The organism is Polyangiaceae bacterium (genome assembly GCA_015075635.1).
Lineage (GTDB): Bacteria > Myxococcota_A > Polyangia > Polyangiales > Polyangiaceae > JADJKB01.
In genome coordinates, this window is the sequence record JABTUA010000001.1 from 2702377 (window position 1) to 2719543 (window position 17167).

Annotated in this window: 19 protein-coding genes; 7 read left to right on the forward strand and 12 right to left on the reverse strand. The window is 69.7% G+C overall.

Annotated features, from left to right (window positions below; translation table 11 throughout):
• Positions 1-10 precede the first annotated feature (10 nt).
• From HS104_12170 to HS104_12180, 3 genes are read right to left on the reverse strand one after another with little or no spacing between them, the layout of a single operon-like run.
• Positions 11-1264 (reverse strand): hypothetical protein, encoded by a 1254-nt coding sequence (locus tag HS104_12170; GenBank protein MBE7480724.1) that lies wholly within the window; start codon positions 1262-1264, stop codon positions 11-13.
• An 8-nt stretch (positions 1265-1272) separates the two neighbouring features.
• Positions 1273-1965, reverse strand: a complete 693-nt coding sequence (locus HS104_12175) for an SGNH/GDSL hydrolase family protein (protein ID MBE7480725.1) — start codon at positions 1963-1965, stop codon at positions 1273-1275.
• A 44-nt stretch (positions 1966-2009) separates the two neighbouring features.
• Positions 2010-2882 (reverse strand): serine/threonine protein kinase, encoded by an 873-nt coding sequence (locus tag HS104_12180; protein MBE7480726.1) that lies wholly within the window; start codon positions 2880-2882, stop codon positions 2010-2012.
• Between the two features lie 107 nt (positions 2883-2989).
• On the opposite strand from HS104_12180, the gene HS104_12185 reads away from it, so the two are divergent.
• Positions 2990-3157, forward strand: a complete 168-nt coding sequence (locus HS104_12185; protein MBE7480727.1) for a hypothetical protein — start codon at positions 2990-2992, stop codon at positions 3155-3157.
• A 10-nt stretch (positions 3158-3167) separates the two neighbouring features.
• Here HS104_12185 and HS104_12190 read toward each other — a convergent pair whose 3' ends face one another.
• Positions 3168-4082, reverse strand: a complete 915-nt coding sequence (locus HS104_12190) for an isoaspartyl peptidase/L-asparaginase (protein MBE7480728.1) — start codon at positions 4080-4082, stop codon at positions 3168-3170.
• Positions 4079-4786: a hypothetical protein gene (locus HS104_12195; GenBank protein MBE7480729.1), complete on the reverse strand. Its 708-nt coding sequence runs from the start codon at positions 4784-4786 to the stop codon at positions 4079-4081. Before HS104_12195 ends, HS104_12190 begins: the two co-directional genes overlap by 4 nt.
• A gap of 49 nt (positions 4787-4835) precedes the next feature.
• Here HS104_12195 and HS104_12200 point away from each other — a divergent pair, with 49 nt between their 5' ends.
• Together HS104_12200 and HS104_12205 are read left to right on the forward strand one after the other, a co-directional pair.
• On the forward strand, positions 4836-5354 hold the full coding sequence (locus HS104_12200) for a hypothetical protein (protein MBE7480730.1): 519 nt from the start codon (positions 4836-4838) through the stop codon (positions 5352-5354).
• A gap of 471 nt (positions 5355-5825) precedes the next feature.
• On the forward strand, positions 5826-7571 hold the full coding sequence (locus tag HS104_12205) for a hypothetical protein (GenBank protein MBE7480731.1): 1746 nt from the start codon (positions 5826-5828) through the stop codon (positions 7569-7571).
• Positions 7572-7583: 12 nt separating this feature from the next.
• Here the strand turns inward: HS104_12205 and HS104_12210 are convergent, their stop codons facing one another.
• Positions 7584-8234 (reverse strand): hypothetical protein, encoded by a 651-nt coding sequence (locus HS104_12210; protein MBE7480732.1) that lies wholly within the window; start codon positions 8232-8234, stop codon positions 7584-7586.
• 48 nt (positions 8235-8282) lie between these two features.
• On the opposite strand from HS104_12210, the gene HS104_12215 reads away from it, so the two are divergent.
• A complete protein-coding gene (locus tag HS104_12215; GenBank protein ID MBE7480733.1) occupies positions 8283-9617 on the forward strand; it encodes an L-lysine 6-transaminase in 1335 nt (444 codons plus the stop codon).
• A 15-nt stretch (positions 9618-9632) separates the two neighbouring features.
• Here HS104_12215 and HS104_12220 read toward each other — a convergent pair whose 3' ends face one another.
• The 3 genes from HS104_12220 to HS104_12230 are packed head-to-tail and all read right to left on the reverse strand — an operon-like array spanning position 9633 to position 11190.
• A complete protein-coding gene (locus HS104_12220) occupies positions 9633-10094 on the reverse strand; it encodes a hypothetical protein (protein MBE7480734.1) in 462 nt (153 codons plus the stop codon).
• Positions 10091-10756, reverse strand: a complete 666-nt coding sequence (locus HS104_12225) for a DUF2953 domain-containing protein (protein MBE7480735.1) — start codon at positions 10754-10756, stop codon at positions 10091-10093. Before HS104_12225 ends, HS104_12220 begins: the two co-directional genes overlap by 4 nt.
• A 14-nt stretch (positions 10757-10770) precedes the next feature.
• Entirely contained in the window at positions 10771-11190 is a 420-nt protein-coding gene (locus HS104_12230) for a hypothetical protein (protein MBE7480736.1), read from the reverse strand.
• Positions 11191-11284: 94 nt separating this feature from the next.
• Here HS104_12230 and HS104_12235 point away from each other — a divergent pair, with 94 nt between their 5' ends.
• Positions 11285-12508 carry a hypothetical protein gene (locus HS104_12235; protein MBE7480737.1) on the forward strand — a complete coding sequence of 408 codons (1224 nt, stop codon included), beginning with the start codon at positions 11285-11287 and terminating at the stop codon, positions 12506-12508.
• A gap of 4 nt (positions 12509-12512) precedes the next feature.
• Here the strand turns inward: HS104_12235 and HS104_12240 are convergent, their stop codons facing one another.
• From HS104_12240 to HS104_12250, 3 genes are all read right to left on the reverse strand, one after another.
• The gene (locus HS104_12240; GenBank protein MBE7480738.1) at positions 12513-13256 is read right to left on the reverse strand and encodes an NAD-dependent deacetylase; all 744 of its coding nucleotides are present in this window, start codon (positions 13254-13256) and stop codon (positions 12513-12515) included.
• Complete coding sequence (locus HS104_12245; GenBank protein ID MBE7480739.1) at positions 13256-14353, reverse strand: PQQ-dependent sugar dehydrogenase; 1098 nt, start codon at positions 14351-14353, stop codon at positions 13256-13258. The genes HS104_12240 and HS104_12245 overlap by 1 nt, the downstream gene beginning before the upstream one ends.
• A gap of 295 nt (positions 14354-14648) precedes the next feature.
• Positions 14649-15617: an SGNH/GDSL hydrolase family protein gene (locus HS104_12250; GenBank protein ID MBE7480740.1), complete on the reverse strand. Its 969-nt coding sequence runs from the start codon at positions 15615-15617 to the stop codon at positions 14649-14651.
• Positions 15618-15720: 103 nt separating this feature from the next.
• Between HS104_12250 and HS104_12255 the strand changes: the two genes are divergently transcribed.
• The gene (locus HS104_12255) at positions 15721-16440 is read left to right on the forward strand and encodes a hypothetical protein (protein ID MBE7480741.1); all 720 of its coding nucleotides are present in this window, start codon (positions 15721-15723) and stop codon (positions 16438-16440) included.
• Between the two features lie 22 nt (positions 16441-16462).
• Positions 16463-17149, forward strand: coding sequence for a hypothetical protein (locus HS104_12260; protein MBE7480742.1), 687 nt, complete (start codon positions 16463-16465; stop codon positions 17147-17149).
• Positions 17150-17167 lie beyond the last annotated feature (18 nt).

Consider the following 17167-nt stretch of genomic DNA (forward strand, 5'->3'; position numbering starts at 1 on the left):
GGCTCGGAGCTCAGCGGTAGACGAACCAGCTGGGCTTGCCCGCCGTGTCCACGAACCCGACGAGCCTCTGCCCGTCTTGCTCGGCGGCGGCGTGGAGCGTGAACATCCCGGAGTCGACGGGGAAGATCCCCTCCTCCGCGAGCTCGCGGCCGTTCCAGGCGAGCACGCGCAGGCTCGCCTCGGCATCGCGCGTGCGGTGGAAGACGCGCCCGTGGCCCGCGAACATGTTGAAGCAATCGGCCGGCAGCGCCGCTGTCGGCGCGCCCAGCGGGCCGTCCGCGTAGCGGTAGACCCGCAGCTCGCCGTCGCCGAGCACCGCGAGGTGGTCAGGATCCAGGAACCCGCAGGTCCAGCGCACCGCCGGAAGGAGCTCTCGCTCGGCTCCGCTCACCAGGTCGAGCTCGACCAGCGCACCGGGCGATCCGGTGCACAAGAGCGCGCGCTCCTTTCCAGGGACCGCGCACACGCCGAACACGTCCCGCGGCACCGCCCACTCCAGCGTGTGCTCCGCCCCGGCCGCGCCGACGACGACGATGCTGGCGGGCGTCGGCGGCGCCCCCGCCGTGAAGCGGCGCGCCAAGAGGTAGCGCCCCGCCGGCGTCGGACCAGCCTGGAATACCATCCGCGTCACGCCGAAGTGCTCCATCGCCCGCGCGAACGGGTGCGCGGGCGCGCTGCCGGTCAGCGGCGCGAGCCCGGACGCCGCCGCGGCGACCGGCGCAGGCGCTGGCGGCGCGACCCCGGCGGCAGCCTTGAGCGCGTCGAGCGCGGGCAGCGGCTCGGTCTCCCGGCGGTTCAGATGATCGACGAAGGCGAAGAATTCCGCGGGCGTCGTGAAGAAGCGGAGCAGGTTGTCCTCGGTCGGATCGTCGAACTCGACGACCAGCATCGCGAGCTGGTCACCGGCCCAGGTCACCCCGAAGTAGCTCATGCCGCCGCCGTCGGCGCCGAGCTGGAGGGTTTGCTCCGGATCGAACGCGCTGCCTCCGGGACCGCCCCGGGCACGCACCTCCTCCAGATCGATGCCGCCATGCTCGCAAGACATCTCGATGGTGGACCCGAGGCTCGGGACGACGCCCTCCGCTCCGACCGCGTACATGCTCAGCTCCCCCAGGTCGATGTTGTAGTCGTGACTGGCGAGCGCCTTCGCCAGCGCCTGCACGCACGGCGGAGCAGCGCCGAGCGCCACGCCGACGGCGCGACCGCGCGATGCCGTTTGGTTCTTGGCGATGAGCCGAGTGAATCCGTCGATGAGTCGTTGCATGTCTTCTCTCACTTTCTCGGGATGTCTTCCGCGATCACGCGGTCGGCGAGGATGGCGTGCGCCGCGTCGTTCAGGTGGATGCCGTCCCCGGAGTCGAGCTCAGGGAGGATGCTGCCGTCCGGCGCCGCCAGATCCGTCCAGAAGTCGATGCTCCTGTCGCCGAAGCGCGCGGCGATCGCGTCCCGCGCCTCGAAGAGCGCGTCGAGCTGGCTTTGCTGCGCGAAGTTTCGCGGCTGCGAGGTCGTCACCCAGAGCGCGACCTTCCGCTCGGCGGCCAGCGCCGCCACGCGCTCGTAGTTCTCGAGCTGCTCGGCCGTGGTGAAGCCGAAGAACTGATCGTTGCTCGGCAGGTTGATCACGATCGACCTGGGCTCGAGGCCGAGCGCGTGGGTGATGTTGTGCTCCGCCGCAGGCCCGGGCCGATTGGGCGGCGGCGCGTAGTCATCCGGTTGGATCTGGTAGGTGGTGTAGCCGCCCACCGCGAGGTTCTCGAGCTCGCAGTGAGCACACTCGCTCACGAGGTGTTGCCGGTAGCGGCTCACCCAGGTGTTCGCCGGATCGCTGGGGCCGATGCCGGCCGCCGTCGAGGAGCCGAGCACCACGATGCGGTGCGGGCCGGTCTCGGCAGGCGAGCCGCCTTCGTCGTCACCGCCGCAGGCGGTGACGAGCACGGCGAGCAGCAAGAGCACCCCTCGACCCACGCCTGGCTTTTTCTCATCGAACCCCGGCGTGCGCAAGCCGCGGCTCAGTCACCGGGCTTCGAATCGACGGCCACGTCCGGCTGGCTGCGCGGTCCGCGCTCGTCGCTCCACACGTCGAGGCGGCGCAGATCTTCCCAGACCTGCCCCGGCGAGGTGTAGCGGTACTGCTCGTGGCGACGCAGCATCACGCTGGCGATCTGCCCGATGGGGGTGCCCAGCGCCTCGGCGCGGGCGCGGGGCGTTCCCACTTGGATCTGCCGCATCACGTCCTCGTAGCCCGCCGAGAAATCGATCGGGTATTCCCCGGTGTGCATCGCGTACATCAGCATGCCGAGCTGGTAGAGATCGCTCTGCTTGGTCGTGTAGCCGCTGGCCAGCACCTCAGGAGCCATGATGCGGTGGTGAACGACCTTGGGCCGGACCGCGTGCTGGCCGTACATCTCCTGCGCGATGCCCAGATCGCTGACCTTGCAGATCAGCTTCTCACCCTGGACCATCAGGATGTTGCCGGCGTGCAGGTCGTTGTGCACGAGCTCGTTGTCGGCCAGGTACTGCACCGCGAACAGGAGCTGGCGCATGACCTCGACCACCAGGCGATCGGTGAAAGGCGTGCCGATCATGTCCTCGAGGGCGTGGTCGCACTTCTCGAGCACCAGGTAGAACAGGCCGCCGGCCTCGAAGAAGTCGAACACGTAGACGATGTTCGGGTGGCGCAGCCGGTACAGGCGCTCAGCCTCCCGCATCCACTCCTCGCGGACCTCCAGGTACGGGCGGTTCGCCGGCTGGAACACCTTCAGCGCGAACTGCTGGTCGAAGGGCCCGACGCAGTCGAACACCGCCCCGAAGGAGCCGTCCCCGATCAGGTGGCCGAGCAGGTAGCTGAAGCCGCGCGGGGAGATCACCACGCCCCCGGTCATCGGGAAGGCCAGCGAGCCGCTCAGGTATTGGGTCACGGAATCACCGGGTATTTTACGACGTCGCTTGCCTTGGCGCCCAAGGTTCGCTAATAGCCCGCCCTCCTGACATGGCCAACCGTGCAATTTGGAACGTGCGCAAGCGCCACGAGTGGCTGAGCACGCCGCTCAAGAAGAAGCGCCTCACCCGCCGCAAGCGCCTCCGCATCGGCCTGGAGCAAGCCCTGGAGCGCAAGCGCGCCAAGGTAGCCCCGCCGGCAGAGCCCGCGGCCGGCTGAGCCGCCGCTCTCAGGCACCCGCCTGACCCTCGCTGCCGTCCCACGCGGCCGCCCAGCTCATGGTGCGCGTGGAACGCGCCCAGCCGAGCTTGCCGTCCCGAGTGACCAGAATCAGGCCGCCGGTCGCGCCGACGCGCTCGTGCATGGCCGCGATGCGCGCGACGGCGACGCCCTCGGGCTCACGCCCCTCGCCGAGCGCGGCCACGGCGGCCCCGCACAACGCGACACGGATGATCCCTTCGCCGTGGCCGGTGGCGCTGGCCGCGCCGCCCAGGTCGTCGGCGTAGGTGCCGGCGCCGACCAGCGGGCTGTCCCCCACCCTACCCGGCCGCTTGCCGACCATGCCGCCGGTGCTGGTCGCCGCCGCGACGTGGCCGTGCACGTCGCGTGCGACCGCGCCGACCGTGCCCCCGGCCCAGCCGCTGACCTTGCCGGAAGCGACGGCCTCCGCGAGCTTCGCGCGAGCGAGCTCCGTGATCATGCTCTCGGGCGCCGCGGGCGCGAACCCGGCGCGGAGCGCGAACGCGCGCGCCCCTTCCGCCGCGTAGAGCACGTGCCCACCCTCGCTCAGCACCGCCCGAGCGATGGCGATCGGGTTCTTGAACGGCGGCAGCGCGCACACCGCGCCGGCGCGGAGCTCGGTGCCTTCCATCACGCAGGCGTCGAGCTCCAGCGTGCCGTCCGAGGTCAAGCACGCGCCGGTCCCCGCGTTGAAGACCGGGTCGTCTTCCAGGACGAGCACCGCGGCTTCGGCGGCGTCGAGCGCGCTGCCCCCAGCGGCGAGGACCGCGCGGCCCGCCGCGGCTGCGAGGCGGCAGCCTTCCACGTGCCGCTCGACGCGCGCTTCGGGGACGTCGCCCGCGCCGCCGTGGACGAGCAGAGCGAAGCTCCCGCCGGCGGCCTGCCACGAGGCCGTGACGCTCACCCGGGTCTCCGCGAGCGAAAGGCGATGAGCGCCTGAAGCGCGAGCGGCAGCGCTCCGAGCCCGAGGCAGAGCGCGGGCGCGCGCGCCGCGGCTACTCCGTGCAGGAGCAGGACGGAGAGCGCGAACGCGAGGAAAGCGCCGCCGCCGCGAGCGCCGAGGCCGAGCGGAGCCGCGCCCCACACCGGCGCGACCAAGGCGAGCGGCGCCACGAAGCCGACGGCGACGTCGCGAGTCGGCGGGGCGAGGCTCCTCGGCTCCGCCGCCGCGCCGAAGCTCACGCCGCCGTCGGGCGCGTAGATCACACCGCTCCGCGGATCCCAGAGCCCCCCGTCGGTCGGCGTGAAGCTCGACGCTCCGCCGACGACGGGAAAGAGCGCGCTCACGTCGCTCAGGGGCGAGAGCACCGCGGCGACGGCCAGCGCTCCCAGGGAGAGCCCGGCGACGATCGCGCCCCGCACCTGAGACAGCGGCGACGCGCCGAGCGCGGCGAGCGCGGCGAGCTCCCCGCGCGCCCGGCACTGGGCGAGGACAATCTGCTGCGCGATCACCGCCACCGCGGGCAGAAACGCCGCCAGGCGTGACAGCCGCATTCCGAGCGTGCTGCCGGGCTCGTCCGTCGCCGCGGAGACGCCAGCCACCAGCAGCGAGAGCAGGAGCGAGAGCCCCAGGCAGCGCCGCCAGAGCAGGCGATCGAAGGCGTGCATCGCTGCCAGATAGTTGCCCGAAATGCGGCTATCCCGCTAGCGCCGGGTCATGCGTCGTACCCTGCTCGGGCTGTGTGTGTGCTTGGCCGGCTGCTCCGGCAACAAGGATCCGAAGGTGCCGGGAGAGGCCCTGGGCACCTACTCGGTGGTCGCCAGCCTCGATTCCAGCAGCTGCGGGCCCGGGGCCCTCGGCTCCTCGGATCTCTGGGAGTTCCAGGTGAAGCTGTCCCAGGACGGGCACGACCTGTACTGGCTGAACGGCGCCGAGGCCATCGCCGGGGATCTGGCGGCCGACGGGGTCTCGTTCGGCTTCGACTCCCACGTCGTGGTCCCCGTGATCGAGCCGGCCAAGGGTCAACCCGGCTGCTCGATGGCCCGCACCGACACTGGGAGCGGGCAGCTCTCGAGCGCCGCGCCCCCAGTGGAGGGCTTCCAGGGCACCCTGCGCTACGGCTTCCAGCCCCTGGCGGGCTCCGACTGCCAGCCCCTCCTGGCCGTGGAGGGCGGATTTCATGCCCTGCCCTGCGAGATGACCTACGCCATGAAGGCCGCCCGAACCGGGGACTAGGGCGCGTATCGAGCCGCTTTGTCCCACCGAACCAGGGACGCCCCGCCCCGAGTTGGCCCACGTGCGCCCAGCGTGCTAGCTCTCTCTACCCGTGACGCACGGACGCTAAGTCCCGGGATCCTCCGGTGGGGGAGCACACTCCCACGGCTCACTTGGCCCGAGGCCCCTCGGGGTCTCACGTATCGAAAACGTCTCGCACGGCAGGGCAGCAATCGCAGTCGTCCGAAAAGGTCGTGGCTCTTGTGTGGCCTGACCCCCGAGACGTCCGGCAGAGCCGGAGGAGGTGGATCGACATGAAAAACCACAGGACCCTGACCCTGGAGGTCGCGAGGACCTAGGCCCCCTCCTTGGGCCCAGGCCGGCGATACGCCGGGGTATGGGCAGGACGGCCGGACGCGGGAACCCCGTGTTCGGCCGTTTTTTTATAAAAGACGGTTCGTCGCTGGGACGCCTTCGTTTAGCCTCCCGGCCGTGCTGACTACGCTTTCCGCTTTGGTCGTCGCGCCGGTCGCGGCGCTGCTCGGCGCCGCCGGCTTCTTCTGGGACAGCCCCATCTTCGCCAACGACACCTGGTCGCGGCTGATGAACGGCCTGCGCATCGGGCTCACCCTGGGTGGCGCGCTACTCCTGATCTACGAGGTCCGCGCCCGCCGGCTGGGCGAAGCTGTCCCGCTCCGCACGCGCAAGCGCGTCGCGATCGTGCTCACAGTGCTGTCGTTCGGCGCCTACTTCGACTTCTTCAACCCGAACGTCCGCTACCCCGAGTACTACCACCGGCACGAGTTCTACCATTACTACCTCGGCTCCAAGTACTCGCAGGAGCTCAGCTACACCCGGCTCTACGAGTGCAGCGCCATCGCCGAGATCGAGCTCGGGCGCGGCGCCGAGGTGCGAAAGCGCGAGATCCGCGATCTGCGCGTGAACCTGATCAAGCCCGTCTCGGACACCTTCGTGGTGACCGATCCGTCGCAGTGCAAGAAGCACTTCTCGGCGGCGAAGTGGGAGGCCTTCAAGAAGGACGTCAACTGGTTCTGGTCGACGGCCCGGGGCTCCTACTGGGAAAACATGATGAAGGACCACGGCTACAACCCGCCGCCGGTCTGGACCATGACGGGGAAGTTCTTCGGCAGCTTCGGCGTGGCCGGGGACGGGTTCTTCAAGCTCTTGTCGGCCATCGACGTGCTGTTCCACATCGGAGTGGTCTTGCTCCTGTACTGGGCCTTCGGCTGGCGAATCGGCGCCCTGGCCACGGTCTTCTGGGGCTGCAACGCGCCCGCCAATTTCTATTGGACCGGGGGCGCGTTCCTCAGACAGGACTGGTTCTTCTTCCTGGTCGCGAGCCTGGCCCTGGCGCGCAAGCGCAAGTTCTTCTTGGCGGGCTTCGCGCTGACCTGGTCCAGCCTCTTGCGGGTGTTCCCGATGATCTTCTTCGCCGGCTGGGCGATCATCATCGTGTTCCACGTCCTACAGGAAATCCGCGCGCGCCGTGCGGGGAGCGGCAACGGCGAGGGCCTGATGGGCCTCTTGCACCCCGACCACCGCAAGCTCCTCGCCGGCTGCATCATCGCCTCGGCCACGCTGATCCCCGCCAGCGTCATCGTCGCCGGCGGCGACTCCTACAAGGAGTTCGTCTCGCACACGCTGAAGACGCACAACAACACGCCGCTCACGAACCACATGGGGCTCGAGACCATGCTGGTGCACGACTGGGACGGCCGCATGCGCTTCACCCGGGACGACAACCTGGACGATCCGTTTCAGGGCTGGAAGCAGGGCCGCATCGACCGCCACAAGCAGCGTAAGTGGGCGCACGTGGCCATCATCGGCGCGCTCTTCCTCTGGACCGCCTGGGCCTTGCGCCGCACCAAGGCGCTCTGGATCGGGCAGGCCCTGGCCGCCCCGCTCGTCATGAGCATGACGAACCTGACTTGTTACTACTACTCGATGTTCATCCTGTGCGCCGCGTTGGCCAAGGCCAGACGTCCGCTCGGGCCAGTGGTGCTGGTCACGAGCGGCGCGAGCCAAATCCTCCTGCTCAGCTACTACTGGGTGGACGACAAGTTCACGGCGCAGGCCTGGCTCTTCGGCATCTTCAGCCTGGTCCTGCTCTGGGGCTACTCGCGCCCGTTCAGCATGGAGCGGCTCACGGCCTGGTGGAACGGCAAGCCGGAGCCCAAGGCGAAGACGCCCGACCCGCCGCCCCTGCCGGCGGAGTGAGCGGCAGCGCGGCTACAGCGCCGGACGGACGGCGGCGACGGCACCGGCCACGCCGCGCGGGAAGGCAGAGAGGAGCACGTCCAGGTGCTCCCGATCCGTCTCGATGCCCTTCACTGTGACGAACGAGGTGACGGCGTCGATCAGCCGCTGGGCCTTGGCGTTCTCGGCCAGCTTCGGGTGCTTCATCACGTCGAGCACGATCACGTCGTCGTGAGCGTCCACCAGCATCGCCGGGCGCTTGGGCATGAAGGCCGCCAGGTTGCCGGGCTTGCTCAGATCGAGCGCGCCGCTCTTCAGGAGCGTGGCTACCGGCGTCTCCGCGTTCGGATCCGTGAGCTCGAGCTTCACGTCCTTCAGGCGTAGCTCGAAGCGGAGCTCGTCGGAGCCGAGGTGCACGCGCTCGATGAAGACGGTGGCCGCCGCGCGCACGGAGGTGCCCGCGAGATCCACGATGGCGCTGGCGCGAATTCCGGGCGGCACCGCCTCGACGTTCACGTCCTTCGGCGCCTTTCGTCCCTTCACTTGCCCGGCCAACCAGCGCAGCGCGTCGATGGGCACGCCGACGCGGAGCCCTGCGGCGTTTTTCAGCGCACGAAGCAGCTCCTCCGGGTGACGCTTGAGGTATGCTCCGGCGGCTTCGACCATCGCCTTCTTGTCTGGCATGGCGCAGCAGTATACACCCCCCGCGCCCGCGGTAACCGGGAACGTGCCATGTTTCGCCGCTCAGAGATCCAAGCCTCCGAGGTCCACTCCACGCTCCGGAAGCACATGCTGGTCGACGGCTACCCCATCGTCGTCGATCTGGAGCACAGCAAGGAGAGCTGGATCCGCGATCTGGTCACCGGCCGCCTGTACCTCGACTTCTTCAGCTTCTTCGGCTCGAACCCCATCGGCATGAATCACCCCAGCATGCTCGACGCCGACGTGACGGCGCGGCTCGCCAAGGCGGCGGTGCAGAAGGTCTCGAACGCCGACTACTACACCACCTACATGGCGGAGTTCGTGGACACGCTGTCGCGCAGCGCCGGCCGGCCGGAGCTGCCGTACTACTTCTTCATCGACGGCGGCGCGCTGGCCGTGGAAAACGCGATGAAGGCCGCCTTCGACTGGAAGGTGAAGAAGAACCGCGCCGCGGGCAAGCCGGGGGACCGGGGCAGTCAGATCCTGCACTTCACGAACGCCTTCCACGGGCGCACCGGCTACACGCTGTCGGTCACCAACACGGATCCGGTCAAGACGGATCTGTTCCCGAAGTTTCCCTGGCCGCGCATCTCGTGCCCGGCCATCCGCTTCCCGCTCGAGGGCAAGAGCCTGGACGCGGTGATCCACGCCGAGCAGCGGGCAGTGAGCGAGATCGAGCGGGCGTTCGACGAGAGTCCCGACGACATCGCGGCGATCTTGATCGAGCCGATCCAGGCCGAGGGCGGCGACAACCACTTCCGCGCCGAGTTCCTGCACCACCTGCGTCGCATCGCCAACGAGCGCGAGGCGCTCCTGATCTTCGACGAGGTGCAGACCGGCATGGGGCTCACGGGCAAGTGGTGGGCCTACGAGCACTTCGGCGTGGTGCCCGACATCCTGTGCTTCGCAAAGAAGATGCAGGTCGGCGGCATCTTCGCCAGCCGGCGCCTGGACGAGGTGCCGGACAACGTGTTCCACGTGCCCAGCCGCATCAACAGCACCTTCGGCGCGAACTTGGTGGACATGGTCCGCACCACCCACGTCCTCGAGGTCATCGTGAACGAGAACCTGGTCGAGAACGCGGCGCTGCGGGGCGCGGAGCTCCGCGCGGGGCTCGAGGGGCTCGAGGCGAGGTACCCCAGCGTCGTCACCAACGCGCGCGGCCGCGGACTGATGTGTGCCATCGACCTGCCGAGCACCGAGCTCCGCAACCGTGTCGTGCGGCGCTGTTTCGAGGACGAGATGATCGTGCTGAAGTGCGGCTCGCACTCGATCCGCTTCCGCCCGACGCTCACCGTCGGCCCGGACGCCATCGCCGAGGGCGTGCGCCGCCTGGGTCAGGCGATCGGCGAAGCGGTGAGTTAGGGAGGCCCGAGGGCCTCACTCTTCCTTCTTGGGGAGCGCCTTTTCTTCCGTCGCGCTCTCTTCGATTTCGGCCTTCACGCCGCGGTGCGCGAGCTCCCAGTTCACGCGGCTCGACAGCGTGTGCGCGAGCTTGCCGACCAGATCGGGCACCTCGGAAAGGAGGTTCGCCCAGAGGCTCCCCGCGTCCGAGTCCACCGTGAGCAGGTGCGCGTGGCCGTCCTTGCCGATGGCGATGGCCGCCACCGGATCGAGCTCGACGGCGCCGCCGGCGCCTTGCCCGCCGGTGTCGGCGCCGGCCTTGCCGCGGTGCGCGCCGGCCTTGGCCGAGCCCGCGCCGAACGCCACCTTCAGCCGGTGCACCGGGATGACCACCGCCTCGCCGGTCTGCTGCGGCTCGCCGATGATGGTCTCGCTCTTGGAGATGCCGTGCACGCCGTCGAGCAGGTTGTTCACGATCTTGGTGATGTCGTCGCTCATGTGGCTTCCCGGGTTCCTCCAGCAGCGCCGTTCGGCCTGCGGACTTTCACATTTCGTATCAAGTACCAGGCCGCGTCAACGACCAGCAGGCCTGGCCAGAGCCGAATTGCCCCGGAGCTCGCCAGAGAAGCCCGATCCAGGCTCTCCCAGGAGGGCGATTGGCGCACCAGGATCGGGGCCGGCAAGAGCGGCGAGATGGCGTAGATCGCGCCCAGGAGCTTGCCGGTGGTGGCGATGTCGCGGAAGCCGTACTCCAGGTCCACGATCGTGGGCAGGAGCTCGATGCGCCGGCGTTCGTGCACCAGGAAGAAGAACAGATCGACGGGGTCGAACCAGCGCTCGAGCTTCGCAAAGCGTTCGCGGAGCTTCGTCTTCGCTGGCGGCTCGGCAGGCTCCTCGGGCTCGGCGCGCTCGGCGCCGAGCTCGCCGAGCTTTCTGCTCCAGAGCTTCCTGCCGAAGGCGTGGAGCGCGAGCTGGGCCGGCACGCCCTTCGCCGCCACGCCGCTGCCCGCGAATGGGCCGAGCTGCACGCCCCCGCCGAGCGCCCAGAACCCGTTCGGCTCGCCGCGCGCCTGCAGGCTGAAGTGCAGCGTGAGCGGCAAGAGCACGAGGCCCACGCCGACGAGAGCCGCGACGAGCGCGACGAGCAGCAGCGTGCTCACGAAGGCACGCCGGGCTACTTCTTCTTGCCGTCGGAGAGCTTGGGCGGGATCGCTGCGGCGATCTGCGCGCCGGTCTCCGGCAAGATCTCGAGGCCCTTGCGCAAGACGGCATGCTTGCCCTTGTTCAGCGCCAGCATGTGCGGCACGCCGTCCTCACCCACGACCACGAACGCCTTGGGCTCGACCATCAGCGCGCCGCCAGCGCCCCCGCCTTCGAGGCCCGCGTCGCTGCCTCCCCCTTCCTTCTCGGCCTTGCCTCCCGCTCCCGCGAGGCCCGCGCCGAACGCGATGCTGATCTTGCTCAGCGGCACCACCTTGGCCTTGCCGGCGTCGCGGACCGTGCCCACGACGGCGTCGCTCTTGGAGACCTTGTTGAGCTCGGAGAGCAGCCCCTTGACCAGATCGTTGAGATCCATCGCCCACGACGAAATCACGCTCCGGGGGGGCCGTCAAACCGACCCCAGATGACAGCAGATGACAGCGGCCCCGGCGTGAGTCAGCATCCCGGTGGCGGAAGGGAGTCCCGGCATGGCGAGGTCTTGGCGGATCGGAGCTGGTCTGTTCGGTATCGGCCTGATCGCGGCGTGCTCGGCCAGCAGCGGCGCCGGCGACGACGGCGCCGGCGGCGGAGGCGCGTCCGGTGGGACGGCGGGCGACGGCGGCGGCGTGAGCCTGGGCGGCAGCTCGGGCGACGGCGGCGCCATCAACCTGGACTCCGGCTCCGGCGGCTCGAACCCGGTCGGTGACTCGGGCTGCTCGACCTACACCGACGAGGCGAAGCAGACCTACGAGCCCGCCGACATCATCTGGGCCGTGGACACCTCCGGCAGCATGATCGAGGAGGCGGCCGCGGTTCAGACCAACATCAACGCCTTCAGCCAGCAGATCGGCGCGAGCGGCATCGACGTGCACGTGGTGATGCTGGCGTCCTACCCGTTCTTCTTCCTGCCCGGCATCTGCGTGCCGGCCCCGCTGGGCTCCGGCCTCTGCCCGCCGAACGGCTCGGACACCTTGCTGCCCAACTTCTGGCACCACCCGACGGCGGTCATCGAGAGCGTCGATGCCGCGCTACGCCTCGTGCAGTTCTTCCCCGACTACAAGTTCATGCTGCGCGCCGGCGTGAAGAAATACGTCGTGGTGGTCACCGACGACGACTCGAAGAACGCGACCGGCAGCTCGGGCGACGCCGGCAAATACGACAACAACCCGACGGGCTTCATCAACGACTTCAACGCGCTCGACCCGATGATGAACGGGACCTGGAAGCTCTCGGCCATTTACTCGTTCACCCAGTGCGCGAACGCCGCCAACGTCGGCACGGTCTGGAAGCAGATCGTCGCGGCCACGGGCGGCGTCGAGGGCGACATCTGCAACTGCCCGCCGGGCCAGGTCGGGCCCTGCGCTCAGACCTTCCAGAAGGTGTTCGACGAGCTGGCCAAGAAGATCATCACCGGCAGCAAGCCCCTGGCCTGCGAGTGGACCATTCCGCCGCCGGAGCCGGGCAAGACCCTCGATCCGAACAAGGTCAACGTCGAGTTCGTCGATCAGGCCAAGGGCACGCCGGAGACCATCTACCACGTGGACGACGCCTCGAAGTGCGACGCCACGCTGGGCGGCTGGTACTACAACGACAACCAGAACCCCACGACCATCAAGCTCTGTCCGGCGAGCTGCAACCTGGTCACGGGCGCGGCCCAGGGCAGCAAGATGAACGTGGTGTTCGGCTGCGCCACCTTGAACATCCCGAAGTAGCTCCTCAGCCCAGCGCCGCCGGCAAGACGCTGACGACGTCGTCGTCGATGCGCAGCGTAGCCAGGCGATCGTGCGCCGTCTCGCCGCGATTGACGATCACGTAGGGCGTGCCGCGCTCAGCGCCGGCGAGGGGCACGTCGGCAGCCGGGGTGACCACCAGCGAGGAGCCGAGGGCGAGCACCAGATCGGCGCGCCCGGCGGCGCGTTTGGCGGCGCCGAGCAGCACCATGTCGAGAGCCTGACCGAACATCACCACCGCGGGCTTCATCAGCGCACCGCAGTCCGAGCAGGTCGGGGGCTCCCGGGTGCGCTCGAAGTCGCGCATGCAGCGCTCGGGGCTCTCGCGGCGCCCGCACCCGATGCACTCGACCTCGGCGTTCGTGCCGTGGAGCTCGATGAGCTTCTCCCGGCTCGTCCCGGCGGCCTGGTGCAGGCCGTCGATGTTCTGAGTGACCAGGCACTCGAGCTTGCCGCGCCGCTCCAGCAGGGCCAGCGCCAGGTGCGCGGCGTTGGGGCGCGCGTCGCGGAAGGCGTGGTAGCCCTCGAGCTTGTACTCCCAGTATTCGCGCCGCGCGTCCTCGTCGGCGATGAACTCCTGGTAGTAGACCGGCGTGCGCTTCTGCCACACGCCGGTCGGCCCGCGGAAGTCCGGGATGCCGCTGCCGGTCGAGATCCCCGCGCCGGTGAACACCAGGACGCGGCTCGAGCGCGCCAGTAGCTCCCTGAGCCTTGCGACGTCGGAGTCCATTACTCGGAGTCGATGCGCCAGATCTTGCCGTCGAAGTCGGTGACGTAGAGCTCGCCGACCGCGTCCTGCCCGAACGAGGAGACCGAGCCCACTCCCCCGGCGGAGGTGATGTCGCTGGTGATCTCCGCGAGGCCAGTCGCCGCGCCGCCGGAGTAGCTGAAGCGCCAGAACTTGCTCGAGCAGTAATCGGCGTAGAGGTAGCTGCCGCGGAGCGCCGGGATGTTCTTGCCGCGGTAGACGTAGCCTCCGGTGACCGAGCAGCCGTCGCTGTGGGGGTACTCCGCGGCGGGCTTCTCCAGGCCGGTCTGATCGCAGCCGCTCGAGGGGTTGAAGCAGTGGTTGCCCTCCATCACGCGCCAGCCCCAGTTGGTGCCGCTGCCCTTGCTCTTCGGCTCGACGTCGATCTCTTCCCAGGCGTTCTGGCCCACGTCGCCGATGTACATGTCACCGGTGCAGGCGTCGAAGGACCAGCGCCAGGGGTTGCGCAGGCCGTAGCTCCAGATCTCCGGCAACGCGCCGCCGCTGGTCATGTTGCCGGCCGGGATGCCGTAGGCCTTGCCGCCGGCGGGCGCGCCGACGTCGATGCGCAGGATCTTTCCGAGCAGCGTGTTCAACGCCTGACCGTTGCCGATGCTGCCGTGGTTGTCGCCGCCTCCGCCGCCGTCGCCGAGGCCGATGTAGAGCATGCCGTCGGGGCCGAAATGGATGGCGCCGCCGTTGTGGTTCCCCTCGGGCTGGTCCTGCTCCAGGATGATCTTCTCGCTGTTCGGATCGGCCAGCTCCGGATCGCCGGCGCTGCGGGCGTACTCGGCGATCACGGTGTCGCCGCTCGGCTGCTTGGAGTAGTGCACGAAGAAGCGCCCGTTCTGCGCGTAGTCGGGGTGGAAGGCGATGCCGAGCAGGCCCTGCTCGTTGCCGCCGCTCTGGATCTTGGCGTCGATGTCCAAGAACGGGGTCGCGACCTTCTGTCCGCTCTTGATGATCGAGATGACGCCGTCCTGCTCGCCGACGAACAGCCGCTCGGTGTCGCCCGGCGGGCTGCCAACGAAGATGGGGCGGTCGTAGCCGGACGCGATCTCGGTCAGCTTCAGGTTCAGGCTGCCGCTCGGGGCCGAGCAGTCGAAGGGCGAGGGCGCGCCGCCGGCGCCGCCGCTGCCGCCGCTGCCGCCGCCGGAGACGTTGCCGGTGCCGCCGCTACCGCCGCTGCCGGAGACGTTGCCGGTGCCGCCGCTGCCGCCCGCGCCACCGGCGCCGCCGCTGCCTCCCCCGCCCTCGTCGTCGCCGCCGCACGCGCTCGCGACCAAGACCAGCGCGCAAGCCGAGGCCAGAAACCCCAAAGGAAGTCGATCTCGCATGGCCGAAGCCTACGTCGAGAGCGGCCGAGGCGGAAGCTCAAGGCAGGGTCTCGCCGGTGATCTTGAAGTAGAAGTGGCGCCGCAGCTGATCGTGCCCGGTGCTGTTCGGGTGGGTGCAGTCGCTGGCGTACCAGTTCGGCGGGTGGTTGAAGCCGTGGTTCAGGAACAGCCCGTGGATGTCGGTCAGGTACTGTCCCTTCGCGGCCACCTGCTTGGCGATCTCGCCGTTCCAGTTGGCGAAGAAGGTCGTGGTGGGGATGGCCGGCAGGCCCTTGCCGAAGGCGCAGTTGTTGGCGCCGAAGTTCCCTTGCCCGTCGCTCGCGTCGTAGATGTTCGCCTCGAAGACGTGCACGGCGACGCCGGCGCCGAAGCGCCCGGGAGCGAGCAGCGCGTCGAGCGCCGCCGAAATGTTCGCGCCCATGGTCGCGCGCGCCGGGCCGTCGAGCCCGCCGATGATGGCGGCGAGCTCGGCCTTCATGTCGTTGCCGCCGCTGGTGATGCACACCGCGACGGGCCCCGGCAACGTCGCCGGCAGGTTCTTGATCTGTCCTACCAGCGCGCTGGTCTTCGAGCCGCTCTGGGCGTTGTTCTTGTAGCTGAGCGTCGGGAACTTCACCTTCAAGTCTTGCTGCAAGAGGTTGTAGTAGAAGGGCGGTGTCCCGCCGCCGTCGCTCATCGAGTCGCCGAGCACGACCAGCGAGCCCACGCTGGTGAGCGCCGCGCTGCCGGCGCTGCCGCCAGTGCCGCCAGTGCCGCCCGCGCCAGTGCCGCCGCTGCTCGACCCTGCCGTGCCACCCGTGCTCTGTCCGGCTGAGCCGCCGACGGAGCTCCCCGCTGCGCCGCCGCTGGCGACTCCCGCAGCGCCGCCCGACGCCGAGCCGGCGGCCCCCGCGCTGCCCCCGAAACTGCTGCCGCCGCCGGAGCCGGCGCCGCCGCCGTCGTCCGCGCTACAGCCCACGATCACGAAAACCGCAAGAAAACAGGCCTTCCGCAGATCCCCGAGCATGACCAGCCTCCGTTCCAGTGAGAGTGTACACGAATCCGGCCCGAGGGCCGAACGAAATCGTCACCGTGCAACAGAAACCTCGAACCGCTATGGCTAGCGCCCGATGCGCGAGGCGGTGTTCGGTTCGCTCAGGGTACGGCTGGCCGGCGGCAGCGATCGCGAGGGCGGCGGGTCGGGCCCGTTGGTCGTGCTCCTGCACGGCTTCGGCGCGCCGGGCAGCGATCTGGTGCCCCTCTGGCGCGAGCTCTCACCGCCACCCGGGACGCGCTTCGCGTTCCCCGAGGCGCCGCTCGGGCTCGGGCTCGACGACGCACGCGCGTGGTGGATGATCGACATGCTGAAGCTCGAGGCCGCGCTCAGCCGCGGCGAGCTTCGCGATCTCACCCGCGATGTACCCGACGGTATCGCGGAAGCTCGCGCCCTCGTGAGCGAGATGCTCGACGGCCTCGAGCGCGAGCTCGGCGTCGAGGGCTCCCGCGTCGTGCTCGGCGGCTTCTCCCAGGGTGCGATGCTCGCGCTCGACGTGGCGCTCCGCAGCGAGCGACCGCTCGCCGGGCTGGTCTTGCTCTCCGGCACCTTGCTCGCCGAAGACGAGTGGCTCCCGCTGATGCCGAAGCGCGCCGGGCTGCCGGTGCTCCAGAGCCACGGCCGGCTCGACCCCCTGCTCCCCTTCGCGATCGCCGAGCGCTTGCGGGACGAGCTCGCGCGGGCCGGCCTCCCCGTGAAGTTCATTCCGTTCAACGGCGGGCACGAGATCCCGGGCAGCGCCCTGGACGGATTGGACCAGTTCCTGCGCGCGACCCTCGTCACTCCACGAGGCTGACCAAATCGCGTAGCCTCGGCGGATGCGGAAGACCCACCTCGGGCTGGCTCTGGGACTGTGCGTGCTCCCGGCGCTCTGGGCGGCCGCCTGCGGCGGCGACAGCGAGGGCGGGACGTCCTCCAACACCGGCGGCTCGGTCTCCGGCGGATCCGGCGGCGGCGACGCGGGCAGCGACGTCAGCTCCGGCGGCAGCGGCGGGCTGATCGTGAGCGACGGCTCGACCTGCCCCCAGGGCCAGCCCTGCGACGGCGGGATCTGCGCCGGCAACGTCTGCTGCGCGGCCGACAAGGCGTGCAGCGCGAGCTGCTGCGGCGGCGCCGACGTCTGCTCTTTCGGCAAGTGCGTGACGCCCGGAGCGACCTGCACGGACTCGGCGGACTGCGCCCCGAGCGAGTACTGCGAGTACTCGCTGGGCACACCCGGGGAGGCCGGCGCTCCGGACTCCGGCGCCGACGGCGGGACGTGCATCGGCGGGGCGACCTTCCAGCAAGGCAAGTGCCTGCCCACCCCGCCCATCTGCGCCACGGGCGCCGACGCCGGCGCGAGCGACGGCGGCAGCATCGACTGCCTGCCGCTCTGCGAGGTCAAGCCGACGACGACGACCTTCGCTCCGCAACAGAAGTACGCCTGGGGCGGGCAGATCACCGCACCGACGGCCAGCGACGTGATGATGACCCCGATCGTCGTGCAGCTGGACGACGACGACTGAGACGGCAAGATCACCGAG